The following is a 13799-nucleotide window of genomic DNA, read 5'->3' on the forward strand; positions in this document are numbered from 1 at the left end:
GGCAATAGAATGAAAAAAGATTTTTACATACAAAACCGAAGTGATTTATATGAAAAAATAGAAGAAAACTCAATCCTTATTCTCTTTGCCGGCAAGGCACCGCACAAAACGGCAGATGAGGCTTATAAATTCATACCGAACCGAAACTTTTACTATTTGACCGGAATCGATGAACCGAACATCATCTATCTGGCATATAAACAAAAAGACAGGACAGACGAATATTTGTTCATCGAAAAATCCGATCCAGTGATGGAGAAATGGGTGGGCAAAACCATTTCAAGAGAAGAGTCAAAGGAAGTTTCGGGGATTGAAAACATTCAGTTTCTGGATCAATTTGAGGGATTCCTATCAAGGATGCTGTTTTCATCAAATCCAGTCGGGCTGTATCTTGATCTTGAGAGAAGGGAGCTGGATTCGCCGGCTTCGAAGTCTCAAGCCTTTGCTGCCCGGATGCGTGCGAATTATCCTTCCCTTTCAATAAAGAATGTCTATCAAGATATCTGCAGCCTGAGGGTCTATAAAAAGCCTGAGGAAATTGAAAAGATCAAGCGGGCCATCGACATTACCTATCAAGGCATTCAGGGTGTCATGAAGGCGGCCAGGCCTGGCATGAAGGAATACCAGCTTGAGGCACACTTTGACTTTGCCCTGAAATCAAATGGCGTCAAGCATCATGCCTTTAATACGATTGTTGCAAGCGGAGAAAATGGCACCATTCTTCACTACGAGCAAAATGATGCTGCTGTTGAAGAGGGAAGCCTTGTGCTTTTGGACCTTGGAGCACAGTTTGAATATTACAATGCCGATATCAGTTATACATTCCCAGCCGGCGGCAAATTCACTGACAAACAGAAAACCTATTATAACTTAGTATTAAAGGCGTTAAGGGAAACCACGGCATTGATTAAGCCGGGCACTCCTTTCGCAGAGCTTAACGAACACACGAAATCAGTCCTTGCTGAGGGCTGCATAGATGCCGGGTTAATCAAGGATAGGAGTGAAATAAGCAATTATTATTATCACGGAGTCAGCCACTTCCTCGGCCTGGACACCCATGATGTGGGCGATTATAAGAACCTGATCCTAAAACCCGGGATGGTACTAACAGTGGAGCCCGGACTTTATATTGCCGAAGAAGGAATTGGCATCAGGATTGAGGATGATGTCCTCGTTACAGAGGAAGGGCATGAGGTGCTGTCACAGCAGATTTTCCGTTCGGTGGAAGAAATAGAGAACTTTATGAAATAAGACGGGACCTCCCTTAATCAGGGGGGTTTTTGGGCAGGCTTTGAGATGTCTGCATTTAGTACAAACACTCAGTTAAAATCTCTTTTGGAAAAAGGATAGATCCATTTTTTTAAGAATTTAGAGGTGTCATTTTGAAATTTACCATATCCAGTACCCATCTTCAGTCTGCCCTGGGAGATGTGGTGAGGGCTGTATCTTCAAGGAATGCTTTTCCGATCATGGCAGGAATTAAAATAGCTGCAGGAAGAACGGGGCTTTTCCTGACAGCAAGCAATTCGGATTTTATCATCGAAAGATTTATTAGCGCAGATGCCAGGGGGGAAGGAACAGCACAAATAGAGCAGGCGGGAACTGTGGTCCTGCCAGCTCAGCTATTCCATAATATAGTGAGGAAACTGCCGGGTGACATAAGCTTTTCCTGCAGTGGAAATCATCTCGCCGAAGTCAGGTCCGAAGGAATTCATACAGTGATAAGCGGCATGGATCCGGGGGAGTATCCGGCTCTTCCGTCTGTTGAGGGAACTTTCCAGGCTGAGATTGAGGCAGGGCAGCTTCTTGAACTGATCAAGGGAACCGCTTTTGCGGTTTCAAAAAATCAGTCACGTCCGGTCCTCACCGGTGTTTTTATGGAGTTCCAGGAAAACTTCATAGATTGTGCGGCCACTGATTCCCACCGTCTGGCCAGGAAGAAGCTAGAATTTTCTGGATCTCTAAAGACGTCAGTCATCATTCCCAGCATAAGCCTGAATGAGCTGGCGAGGCTGCTGAACCATGGAGGAGGTACAGTCCAGATTACCATCAGCGAGGCTTATGCTATTTTCTCGTTCAACGGAACATCTCTCTATTCCCGGCTGATCGAAGGAAATTATCCCAAAATCTCGGGCCTTTCTTCCGGACAGTTCAAATCGGCTGTCACTCTCGACCGCAGGAAGCTGCTTGAAGGAATCGAGAGGGCCGGACTTTTTGCAAGCCAATGGAAAAACCATAATATCCACCTGAACCTGGAAAATAGGATTTCCTTCAGGATTGCCACCACCTCAAATGAAATGGGTAAAATTGAAGAATTTCAAAAAGTCGAGGAGTTACAAGGAGATGGCGAGTTTTCAGTCATGCTCGACGGACATTTTTTATCAGATGCCCTTAAGTCCATGTCTGATGAGGAAGTTGTATTAAAATTCGATGGCACCATGCGTCCGGTTCTGATACATCCCGCTGGAGGCAGGGAGCATCTCCATTTGATTTCGCCTGTGCGTTCATTTTAATAAAAAAAGGGGATGTTGTAATGAAACAGCTTCATCTTATTGTTAAAGGAAGGGTACAGGGAGTCGGTTTCCGCTATTTCACCCAAATGGAAGCGATGGAGCGTGGAATTAAAGGCTGGGTAAAAAATAATGATGATGGCTCTGTTGAAATTATGGCACAGGGGAAACAAGAGGATCTTTCCGCTTTTCAGTCACGGATAGAAAAAGGAAGTCCTTTTTCAAAAGTGGATTCAGTAAAGTGGGAAGAAATCCAGGCCGCAGAGTCTTTGACAAAATTCACTGTAAAAGGCTAAAAAGCAGGCAGGCTGTACCATGTGCAGTCTGCTTATTTATATTCTGCAAAAAAGGGGCGGTGCAGCATGTATCAAAAGGCTTCCAGAAGCTAGGTGTGAAAATCTTTTATTGTGGTGGCATTCCTGCATGCGCATTATTCCGCTCCGCCGCCTAATCATTATCATTATGCCGGTATAAGCCTGGACAGCTGACAAACTTTCAGGAATCTCTCTTTACTTTTTTTTCTTGGGGAAATTTGAAAAACACCTTCCTCCCAGCTTTGCCCCTGCATTATAATAACTCGTATCATTCAGATAGGGAAAAAATGGATAGATTCTCAATTCCGCATATTAAAGAGAGGGGTGCCCCATGAGTTTTCATATCCGTGTCCGCGCCGGAGCATTGATCATAAAGGAGGAAAAAATACTTTTAATAGAATTTAGAGATGAAAATGGGCTTCATTACAATCTTCCTGCAGGAGGAGCAGAACCGGGCGAGAGCATCCGCGAAGCTGTCCGCAGGGAAGCCATGGAGGAGGCATGTGTCGATGTGGGGGTTGGGGAACTGGCGTTTATTTATGAATATGCCCCTCATGAGTGCGGCTATCGGTTCGGCAATACCCATTCACTGGGCCTCATGTTCGAATGTGAACTTGCTCCTGGATCTGCAGCCAGGATGCCGGACCGGCCGGATGCCAATCAGACAGGCGTAAAGTGGGTAGCTCTATCCGATTTAACCGGTATCATCTTATATCCGAACTTAGCAGATCATATCCTTGATTTTGCCAGCGGCCGGAAGACACTTCCGCTTATCGAGGAGAATGCATTGGAAGAATACATATAATGAACAAACGGGGGGTAACGGAAATGGATTGCTTTGGCTGCAGGCTGGCAAATGGGAAAGAACATATATTTTCTGTATATGAAGACTACTGGGTGAACGGCTTTTTAGATCATGATCCATGGAATGAGGGACATGTGCTGATCATGCCGAAGGAACATGCAAGGTACATAGAGGACATGGATGAAGAAACACAGTCAGCGCTTATGCAAGCAGCTTCTATCCTATCAAAGGCTGTGAAGCAGCTGTCTCGTCCTGACGGAATAAGTATCTGCCAGAATGGCGGTACATTTGATGAGCTTACTCATTTTCATATGCATATTGTACCCCGTTATGATGGGGAGGACTTTGCTTCCTTTTATTCAGAATCCGAGTGGGAAAATCATCATTTAAAGAATACACTTTCTCTGACCCAGGAGAAATTAAAGAAAATCATCTCCCGCTTAAAGGGATGAAAGACTATAAAAAGCTCCCTGCCGCCAGGGAGCCAACTCAAAAAAATTATTCAAAAGAAACATACTGCTTAAGGGTCTGCTGAAGGGTCCCTTTCGTTTCAGCCAGATTCTCTAAGCTCACGCCGCTATGGATCATCCTGCGGACAAGCTCTGCACGCAGCCCTGAAATGACAGCATCACAACCCATCATCTGGATTCCGGTAATGATTTTCTGAAGGTGGATAATCTCATTTTGTTCCATGGTGGCGATTCCGGATAGATCGAGGATCAGCTTTTGAAGTTTCAGGTTGAAGATCTCGGTAAGAACCTTTTCTTCTATAATATTCATCCGATAGGTATCCATCATCCCAATCAGTGGAAGAACAGCAACAGAGGAGCTGATGGGAATGATGGGAACAGAAAGGCCTTCCACGAGCTTTCTCTGGGAGGTCAGCAATTCATCCCTGTAATTGGAATAGTTGATCATAAACGTATTAAGGAATTGATCGATACTGTCATTGACACTCTTCTCAAGAGCAAAGAAATCCTCAATTTCAATATCTCTTAAAATGGTTTTTTCATATTGATGCAGAAAATGCCAAAGGGTCCTGCGGATCGCCTGCACCCATTCGAGCTTGAATGCCAAAGTCAGAGAATGTTCCGCCCAGGCGGCACCTTCTTGTTCCGCAAACCGGATCAGCTCTTCGTCCTTTTGTTCGACGATGTAAATGACTAGCCTTTGCGCATTTTTCAGCAGGTCGATATTTCCTTTATTAAGTATATCCCTTATTTTAGTCGCAACATTGACAGCCTCTGTCAGTAATTTTTTTTCGAAGTCAGCATTGTTTTCGCGTATGAACTTAGTTAAATCTTCCTGCTCGTTTAAAACAATACTCATAGGAAATTCTCCCCTCTCAATTATATGCAACATATAATATTTCGACATATAAGGAGAAATTCCTTTTTTCTAAATTCCTGTTTTTAATGTAAATTCCATATTATCGTTTGCTTTTTCATTTCGGCAGTATCGGCAAACATATACTCTCCTCAAAAAATATTCTGAAGAGTACACCTTCATACACTTTACACAGCGGATATAGGATGAAGTTGAAACGGCCATCTGCAAGCCTCCTCATTCATTTTCCCCATCATCATATTGAGCCGCCTTTGTAAATGTGCCCAAAGAAACAAAAAAAGGGACCGGATTTATTCCCAGTCCCCAAACTATTATTGATTTTCTTTTGGGAAAGCTGCTTTATCTGCTTTAGACCAGTTACCTGAACATTGAGTTATACATAAGTATTATTTGGCAGGCACCGCTTTCCGTTTTTTATAAGGAAGCAGCGGGACAGGTGAGCCTCCCAGGCAAAACCGGGGAGGCTCACCGCCCGCCCCGCGGAAAGCGAGTGCAGTGCGGAAATCTACTTTTTAATTCAACAGCCGCAATATATGCGAAAACAGCCATAAATAAAGTGGTTTGTAAAATGATGTATCAGGATATTTAAAAAGCTTTTGGGCTGTGGTACAATGAAACAGAAAATTGAATAAACGGAACACAAGGGGAGCGTTTAAGCTGAGAGTGAATAGCCTGCTATTCTGACCCTTCGAACCTGTTAGATAATTCTAGCGCAGGGATGTGTATGAACACGTGAAGAAGACCTTTCTGATTACAGGTCTCCCTTTTGTTTCGTTATGGAATGAAGAGGGGGATTTTTTTATGGGGAAAAAATTAAAGTTAAACACCATGATCGAGGCTGCATTTTTTGCTGGATTTGCTTTTGTACTGGATATGCTGCCATCCATCAAACTGGGTCCATGGATTTCAATTGCAATTGCCATGGTTCCGATATTCATCGTGGCATTCCGCTGGGGCTTTAAAGCAAGCGTTGCTGCCGGTTTTTTATGGGGACTCCTGCAAATTGTCCTGGGTGATGCCGACGATATCCTTTCACCGCTGCAGGGCTTCATTGAGTACTTTATTGCTTTCTCCTTCATAGGATTCGCCGGCCTGTTTTATGGGCCGATCCAAAAGGCGCTCCATGGCGGCAGCAAAAAAAGAGCTTTGCTGTTTATTTCACTGGCTGTCCTGGCAGGCAGCCTGGCCAGATATTTCTGGCATTTCCTCGCCGGCATCATATTCTGGGGCATATATGCACCAGATGGGATGTCACCAGTCTTGTATTCTCTTATCGTTAACGGCGGAACCATGATCGGATCTGCGGTACTCTGCGCACTTGTCCTGAACCTGCTCATTGGCAGTGCGCCGCGCATCATCAAGCAAAAACAGACAGGTTCGAATAAAGTAAGCAGAAAAGCTGTTTAAAGCATAGAAAAGGAGGGGATATCCCTCCTTTTTTTATGTGGAAAATATCTCTGTCTGACTTATATTCCGGGATACAGAACAGGCACCTATACTGAGCGTCTGTCATAGTTTAGAGGGAGTTGATGAAGAAAGGACTGGATGCACATGTATTATGAACCTTATTACGCTTATTATGATGATTATTATAATTATGACTATGACTATGACGGATATGACTATTATGATGAAACAATAAGACAGCAGATTCCCGGCAGCTTTCCCGGCGGATTTCCAGGGGGATTTCCCGGCGGGACCCCAGGCGGCTATCCGGGCGGACAGCCTGGCGGCTTCCCCGGTTACCAGGGTGGAGGCGGACAGCAGCAGACAGTACAATTGCCGCCGCCGCCGGCTTTCACCCCTCAGCAGCCAACAGCACAAGCCTTTGCAGTAGATCCGGGCGGCATCAGAAGGTGCCTGTACCGCAACACCTATGTCTGGCTGAATAACGGCAGCAGCTTTTGGTTTTATCCAACGTTCGTAGGAAGAACATCTATTGCCGGCTTCCGCTGGAGAGGCTTTGGATGGGTATACTACGGTACCAACCTGAGACGAATCCGTTCTTTTCAATGTTTCTGAGGTAAAGAACGGCAGATTGGATTCGCATAGGCTACGAAAAGTCCTTCATCTTCCAGATGAAGGACTTTTCACATTCGCAAGTGGGACTAAAAAGTCCTTCATCCCTCTAAAAGCCCTTTACCTGCCGATAACCTTCCCGGCCTTCTCAACAACCTTCGGGAAGTGCAGATACAGGAACGGGCAGCCTATAACTAAAATACTGAACCTGCCAGCCTATTAATTTACAAAGTTAGATACCTATACATTTATATATAAAGATTTATAATAATGATAAAGAGATTTGAAAACGCTTTTATAAAAAGCAAAGGTTCATTTAAGTGAAATAGATATTCCTTGCGTCCAGTTCCGGGATTAAACAAGTTTAGGGGTAAAAAAAATGGAGCAGCAAGCTGCATCGGTCGTTGATGAAGCATTATTTTTACATAGTTGAGGGGTATAAAGGCTTTCTTCTGTTTTGATAACGCTTTTTACAGTCTAACTGTATTTCAAGTCAATATTCTATTTTAATTTAGGTAGTTATTTTTTAAGGTGCTGCTTCTATGAACAAGTATGAAGCGATCTCCGTTGAGATCAGAAAAAGAATAAAGAAAGGATATTTTTCATAAACCAGCCGATTCCGGATGAATATTCGTTTTCGTTTTCCAGGCATCCGAATGATAAGTTTGAGGTAACGACCGTAAATCTCAGGTAATAGGGGGAGTCTTTTATGTTAGGAGCAATAGAGGCAGGCGGAACAAAATTTGTCTGTGCGGTAGGAGATGAATCGGGAAAGGTACTGGATAAAGTCCAGATACCGACCACCGTGCCGGCGGAAACGATGCCGGGAGTGATCCAGTTTTTCAAAGAGCATCAGATTGAGGCAATCGGGATTGGCTCTTTCGGACCAATCGATATCAATAGGGAGAGTGCGTCATACGGGAATATAACCTCCACACCAAAGCTGGGATGGAGCGATTATCCGCTTCTTGGTACAATCCAGGATGCTTTTTCGGTACCTGTAGGATTCAATACGGATGTGAATGCAGCTGCGCTTGGGGAAGCGGTTTATGGCGCGGCCAAGGGACTGGACAGCTGCCTTTATATTACAGTCGGCACAGGAATCGGAGCCGGAGCAGTGGTCCAGGGAAAGCTGGTCCAGGGACTGAGCCACCCGGAAATGGGTCATATCCTTGTCCGCCGCCATCCACAGGATACCTTTGCAGGTAAATGTCCTTTCCATAAAGACTGTCTGGAGGGGCTTGCTGCAGGACCGGCCATTGAAGCCCGGTGGGGCGCCAAGGGCTTTGATCTTGTGGAACGTAAAGAGGTATGGGAGATGGAGGGCTATTATCTGGCGCAGGCACTGATGCAGTACATTTTGATTCTCTCGCCAAAACGGATCATTATGGGCGGCGGAGTCATGAACCAACAGCAGATTTTCAGCTCAATCTATAAAAACCTGGAAGCGCTGGTTAATGATTATGTCGAGCTTCCTGAGCTTTCCGAGTATATTGTCAGCCCGGGTTTGCAAGATCTCGCAGGAATAACAGGTTCCTTGCTTCTCGCGAAAGAAGCGCTCATGAATGAAAATCGATAAGCAGGAGGATATAGTGTGCAGCCATTATTTTTAAAGCCGGTTTTCCAGGAAAGAATCTGGGGCGGAACGGCATTGAGAGACAAATTTGGTTACTCCATCCCTTCAGAGAAGACAGGGGAATGCTGGGCCATTTCAGCTCATCCGAATGGGCCGTCCTTTGTTGAAAATGGCCCGCATGCAGGAATGTCCCTGAACGGACTTTGGAAGGCGGAGCCCGGTCTTTTTGGGAACCCAACCAAAGAAGTGTTTCCGCTGCTCACCAAGATCCTGGATGCCGCCATGGATCTCTCGGTACAGGTTCATCCAGATGATACATATGCAGCCCAGCATGAAAAAGGAGAATTAGGCAAGACAGAATGCTGGTATATTGTGGACTGTAAAGAAGATGCAGACATGATTTTCGGCCACACAGCCTCCACCAGGGAAGAGCTTGAGAAAAAAATTGAGGAGGGAAAGTGGGACGAATTACTCCGCAGAGTAAAGATCAAGCCGGGAGACTTTTTTTATGTTCCAAGCGGTACCATCCATGCATTGCTAGAGGGAACACTTGTCCTGGAAATCCAGCAGAGCTCTGATACCACATACCGTGTGTTTGATTACAACCGGAGGGACGACAAAGGAAATCTTCGGGAATTGCATTTGGACAAAGCGATTGATGTAACTACCATACCCCACGAAGATTGCAGGAATACTAATCAGTCTGAATCAGTGCCAGGCGCGGAAATCACTTCCTTTATCCAATCAGAGTTTTTCTCCGTTTCTGAATGGGATGTAAAAGGAAAAGCTTCTTTATCTTATCCAGAAACCTATTTGCTTGCCAGTGTCATAGAAGGTTCCGGAACCTTGGGTGCTGATGGCGAAGTCTATAAACTTAATAAGGGGCAGCACTTTATCGTTCCAATCGGCATAAAAGAACTGACGATTGAAGGCGATTGCCGGCTGATTGTATCACACCCTTAAATATGACAGGAAAAGTGCAAGTATTCTGTAATAAGGACAAGTGAATGTACCTTTTTATGGCAAAGTAGATGATTGTCTTTAATGTCAGACATTAAATAAAAATCAAGTACATCACTTGTAAATAGTGGTGTACTTTTTTATATATAAGACCTCTAAATGACCACACGAATGAATGTATCCGTACTGTTCAGGTGATAAAAAATTAAGTTTTTCTTTTTACGCTATTCAAAAAGGTCGTGATGAATAGAAGCTTTTTATATCAGCTAAGAAAGAATGAAAATATTACAATCGGTCGGGTTGATAGTGTTGACCCCCAGTGCGGCAATACTTGACTGTGTTGGGGGTCAGTCACTGTAATCAAAAACACTGGTCTTAATCTATTTAATTCATTGCTTTAACTTATATGTTCATAACACGATTAAAAATAAATTATATTTATCCTATTTTTACAAAAAATTAATATTTCAATCATTTTATGATGCTATAGTAACAGTTAATACAACTATAGGGGGCCTATAATGAAACGCATTTTTTCAATATCACTCTGTACAACATTATTAGCAAGCTCACTTTTAGCGGGAGCATCCTCAGCTAAATCTAATATTGATGTGAAAAAATATTCAGTTAGCGTCAATTCTCATTTTTACGCACCTGCACATGATTCAGTTTCTGACGTATTTCCTTATGGATTTGTTGGAGGCTTTGGCTCTGCACTAGCCTTCAAATCATACGACAAGAAAACCGGGGAATTTGAATTTTATGCCCTGACAGACCGTGGTCCAAACGGCGATGCACCAACCTTCTTAGAAAATGGACAAACATCAGCAAGTAAGTATTTTCTATCACCAACATTCAAACCGCAAATTGGGATTTTAAAGATAAAAAAAGGTAAAGCACAAATTAATGAAAGTATTAAATTAAAAAATAAAAATAACTCTTATATTACAGGACTACCAATTGCTCCTGGTAAAACAGGTTCTTCTCTAGAAATTCCACTTTTACCAACAATGGAAAAACTAAACTATGATCCTGACGGTATGGACCCAGAAGGAATTTCTGTAGATAAACAAGGAAATTTCTGGATTTCTGATGAATACGGTCCATTCATCGCGAAATTTACAAATAATGGTCAGTTAGTACAAAAACTTCAACCAGGTAACGGTCTACCAGAAATCTTGAAATATCGAATTCCAAACCGTGGCATGGAGGGATTAAGTATTAGCCCTAGCGGAAAGGTTTTTTCTTCCGTACAAAGTATTTTAGATATTAACGGAGAGACAAACAATGCCCTATTTACACGTATTGTTGTTTTTGATCCAAAGAGTAACAAAACAAAAATGTATGCTTACCCAGTCAATATGTCAAAATTTAAAAAAGCTATGGACTTAAAAATTGGTGACATTTTTGCAGTAAGTGATAAGCAGCTTCTAGTTATTGAGCAAGGCAAGGATATTAATGGCGAGATGAGAAACGTTATTAACCTTGTCGATCTTACAAAAGCAACAGACCTAACCAATAAAAAAGTTAATGGAAAAGAGCTTGAAACAATTAGCGATCCTGCAGAATTGAAAAAGCTTAACATTCAAATGCCCTCTACGAAGGAAATTCTTAATCTCCGCGAGCACGGGTGGGATATGGAAAAAGCTGAGGGCTTAACATTACTTCCTGATCGTAAAACCTTAGCCATCGTAAATGACAACGACTTTGGTGTCGCAGTCTCAACGGATAACGGTGAAAAGATTACTGACTTAAGCTATGAATCTTTAACAAAGAAATGGACTTTAGATTCAAAAGAAATACCAACTAATGTGAAATTTTCTACTAATTCACCTACTGAACGAAAAAATGTGGTATGGCTCTTCACAATTCCAGAGCTTACTAAGTTACTGAAATAAAGAAGTAAATAAAGCAGTGAAGCTATAGTCTTCGCTGCTTAATTTTAAGATCTAGAACTTGATCTCAGTTTGATAGACTCATCGGATGGCATACGTACAAAAGCGATATTATAAGCCATTGTCTTTGGTATTTCTAATTCCGTTACTGATTCCAAATATCATGTCTTTTCCAATAAAACCGTGCAATTTCGAATTTCTCTAGAACACGTTTATCCACTAACTCATTTTTAAATTTCAAAGTTCTGGTGAAATGTTGTATTTCACCACTAATATTAATTGTGACTAAAAAATCTGTAGTCATCTCAGCTCGTTCACTAGTTTTTAGATTAGCAGGGTGTTTTATTCCTAGTTCATCTGATAACAATTGTTTCTTCTGTAATAACGGAAACTGATCTCTAATGTCTACAACTGAGTCGGGGTATTCAACAAATAGTAGTAGTAGTTTCTTTCTAAATTTGAAAGAAATTCATGTTGTCTCGGGATTTTATACCTTTCAATTTCGTTGAACGATCCAATGATGGAACCTCTAGGATCTTAATCCATAGCTTATAATCAATACCTGTACCCTGTCCAAGACCTTCTTTCAGTTTCCTTTCCATTGATGATCCCTGGAGGTTGCCGGAAATGAGGAAGCACTTCGCTATCAGGTGACACATAATGCCTTTATGTCCACGCGATGGCGGTTAAATCCCTGCATGAGCGGGTCCCAGGCGGGCAGATGCCAGGAATGGTCACGCATATGCCAAGGAAGAGGGAGTGAGTAGAAGTGTTCGGCTATGGAGATTAGACCATCTAATCTCCGTTCATCGTGTAGCAGGCAGAACATTATACAAAATTTTCTGAAAGTATATAATTAATCAAGAGGCTGACATTTTTTTCATTCTATGGAAAAGGAGATTTAACCATGATCCATTCTAAATTAAAGCCATTCCCACCACATTTTTTGTGGGGAGCAGCTTCTGCAGCTTATCAGGTTGAGGGAGCCTGGGATAAAGATGGCAAGGGGGTCTCGAACTGGGATGAATTTGTAAGGATCCCCGGCAAGACTTTCAAAGGCACAACAGGCGATATAGCCGTGGACCACTATCACCGATATAAGGAAGACGTACGGCTCATGGCTGATATGGGAATGAAGGCATATCGTTTTTCCGTTGCCTGGACCCGCATATTTCCTAACGGAAAAGGCGAATTAAACGAAAAAGGTATTGAATTTTACAGCAATCTGATCGATGAACTGAAAGCGAATGACATTGAGCCGATCCTGACGCTGTATCATTGGGATCTGCCTCAGGCCCTGCAGGATGAATACGGCGGCTGGGAATCGAGGGAAATTGTTGAGGATTTCACCAGCTACAGTGTGGAATTATTCAAACAATTCGGTGATCGTGTCAAGTATTGGGTCAGCTTGAATGAACAGAATATATTCACCATGCTTGGGTACCGGATGGCTGCCCACCCGCCAGGGGTTAAGGATGAAAAGCTGTTTTACCAGGTGAATCATCATGCAAATCTGGCAAATGCAAGCGTCATCAAAGCATTCAGGAAGCATGTGCCGCAAGGGAAAATAGGCCCGAGCTTTGCCTACTCACCCGCCTATGCGCTCACTTCCGACCCGCAGGATATCCTGGCCGCGGAAAATGCTGAAGAACTAAACAGCCACTGGTGGATGGATATTTATGCATGGGGCAGATATCCGCAGGCTGCCTGGTCCTATCTTGAAATGAATGGCCTCGCTCCCGAAATCCAGGAGGGCGACTTTGAACTTTTGAAAGAGGGGAAGCCGGATTTCATGGGGCTGAATTATTACCAATCAACCACCTTTGAAAAAAATCCCCTCCAAGGCGGAGTCGGTGCCGGTGAAATGAATACCACCGGTAAAAAAGGAACCTCGAGTGACAGCGGGATTCCCGGTGTGTTTAAAACGGTATCCAATCCGAATCTAGAAAAGACCAACTGGGATTGGAATATTGATCCCGATGGCCTGAGGATTGCGCTGCGGAGAATTACAGACCGCTATGCCCTTCCGATCCTAATCAGCGAAAATGGCCTCGGGGAATATGACAAGGTCGAAGAAAACGGCGAAATTCATGACGATTACAGAATTGAGTATATCAGGTCCCATATCAAGGCCATGCATGCAGCTGTTTCTGACGGGGTGGAGCTCATGGGTTATTGTGTCTGGTCCTTTACAGATCTCCTCAGCTGGCTCAATGGATTCCAAAAACGCTATGGATTTGTATATGTGAATCAGCATGAAGAAGGAGACCATGACCTCCGCCGGATCAAGAAAAAAAGCTTCCATTGGTATAAGCAGGTCATCGAATCGAATGGGGAGACCCTATAAGCTTGAAGATTTTACAGGTTAGGACT

Annotated in this window: 13 protein-coding genes and 1 riboswitch; of the genes, 11 read left to right on the forward strand and 2 right to left on the reverse strand. The window is 43.2% G+C overall.

The features are described from left to right. The first annotated feature begins 9 nt into the window (after positions 1 to 9). The 5 genes from V1501_RS10205 (at position 10) to V1501_RS10225 (ending at position 4081) form a co-directional block, all read left to right on the forward strand. Complete coding sequence (locus V1501_RS10205) at positions 10 to 1251, forward strand: aminopeptidase P family protein (RefSeq protein ID WP_409293030.1); 1242 nt, start codon at positions 10 to 12, stop codon at positions 1249 to 1251. A 131-nt stretch (positions 1252 to 1382) separates the two neighbouring features. Further along, positions 1383 to 2513: a DNA polymerase III subunit beta gene (gene dnaN, locus V1501_RS10210; protein ID WP_409293031.1), complete on the forward strand. Its 1131-nt coding sequence runs from the start codon at positions 1383 to 1385 to the stop codon at positions 2511 to 2513. 20 nt (positions 2514 to 2533) lie between these two features. After that, the gene (locus tag V1501_RS10215) at positions 2534 to 2806 is read left to right on the forward strand and encodes an acylphosphatase (RefSeq protein ID WP_409293033.1); all 273 of its coding nucleotides are present in this window, start codon (positions 2534 to 2536) and stop codon (positions 2804 to 2806) included. A gap of 349 nt (positions 2807 to 3155) precedes the next feature. Beyond that, positions 3156 to 3629 (forward strand): NUDIX domain-containing protein, encoded by a 474-nt coding sequence (locus tag V1501_RS10220; RefSeq protein ID WP_409293034.1) that lies wholly within the window; start codon positions 3156 to 3158, stop codon positions 3627 to 3629. Continuing rightward, complete coding sequence (locus tag V1501_RS10225; RefSeq protein ID WP_409293036.1) at positions 3629 to 4081, forward strand: HIT family protein; 453 nt, start codon at positions 3629 to 3631, stop codon at positions 4079 to 4081. The genes V1501_RS10220 and V1501_RS10225 overlap by 1 nt, the downstream gene beginning before the upstream one ends. A 46-nt stretch (positions 4082 to 4127) precedes the next feature. On the opposite strand, the gene V1501_RS10230 is transcribed toward V1501_RS10225, so the two are convergent. Then, positions 4128 to 4958, reverse strand: coding sequence for an STAS domain-containing protein (locus tag V1501_RS10230; RefSeq protein ID WP_409293037.1), 831 nt, complete (start codon positions 4956 to 4958; stop codon positions 4128 to 4130). A 650-nt stretch (positions 4959 to 5608) separates the two neighbouring features. Further along, positions 5609 to 5712, forward strand: a riboswitch (TPP riboswitch). 65 nt (positions 5713 to 5777) lie between these two features. On the opposite strand from V1501_RS10230, the gene thiT reads away from it, so the two are divergent. The 5 genes from thiT to V1501_RS10255 all read left to right on the forward strand — a co-directional run bounded on the left by thiT (position 5778) and on the right by V1501_RS10255 (position 11429). Beyond that, positions 5778 to 6383, forward strand: a complete 606-nt coding sequence (gene thiT / locus V1501_RS10235) for an energy-coupled thiamine transporter ThiT (RefSeq protein WP_409293039.1) — start codon at positions 5778 to 5780, stop codon at positions 6381 to 6383. A 144-nt stretch (positions 6384 to 6527) separates the two neighbouring features. Then, on the forward strand, positions 6528 to 6998 hold the full coding sequence (locus tag V1501_RS10240) for a hypothetical protein (protein ID WP_409293040.1): 471 nt from the start codon (positions 6528 to 6530) through the stop codon (positions 6996 to 6998). A gap of 706 nt (positions 6999 to 7704) precedes the next feature. Further along, positions 7705 to 8574, forward strand: coding sequence for an ROK family protein (locus V1501_RS10245; RefSeq protein WP_409293042.1), 870 nt, complete (start codon positions 7705 to 7707; stop codon positions 8572 to 8574). Positions 8575 to 8589: 15 nt separating this feature from the next. Beyond that, on the forward strand, positions 8590 to 9534 hold the full coding sequence (gene manA, locus V1501_RS10250) for a mannose-6-phosphate isomerase, class I (protein ID WP_409293044.1): 945 nt from the start codon (positions 8590 to 8592) through the stop codon (positions 9532 to 9534). A gap of 518 nt (positions 9535 to 10052) precedes the next feature. Further along, the gene (locus V1501_RS10255; RefSeq protein ID WP_409293046.1) at positions 10053 to 11429 is read left to right on the forward strand and encodes an esterase-like activity of phytase family protein; all 1377 of its coding nucleotides are present in this window, start codon (positions 10053 to 10055) and stop codon (positions 11427 to 11429) included. A gap of 142 nt (positions 11430 to 11571) precedes the next feature. On the opposite strand, the gene V1501_RS10260 is transcribed toward V1501_RS10255, so the two are convergent. Then, the gene (locus tag V1501_RS10260; protein ID WP_409293048.1) at positions 11572 to 11793 is read right to left on the reverse strand and encodes a TnsA endonuclease N-terminal domain-containing protein; all 222 of its coding nucleotides are present in this window, start codon (positions 11791 to 11793) and stop codon (positions 11572 to 11574) included. Positions 11794 to 12333: 540 nt separating this feature from the next. Between V1501_RS10260 and V1501_RS10265 the strand changes: the two genes are divergently transcribed. Next, complete coding sequence (locus V1501_RS10265; RefSeq protein ID WP_409293049.1) at positions 12334 to 13773, forward strand: glycoside hydrolase family 1 protein; 1440 nt, start codon at positions 12334 to 12336, stop codon at positions 13771 to 13773. The last annotated feature ends 26 nt before the right edge of the window (positions 13774 to 13799 follow it).

It is taken from the genome of Paraperibacillus esterisolvens, assembly GCF_046237625.1.
In the GTDB taxonomy this organism is placed as follows: domain Bacteria; phylum Bacillota; class Bacilli; order Bacillales; family DSM-1321; genus Paraperibacillus; species Paraperibacillus esterisolvens.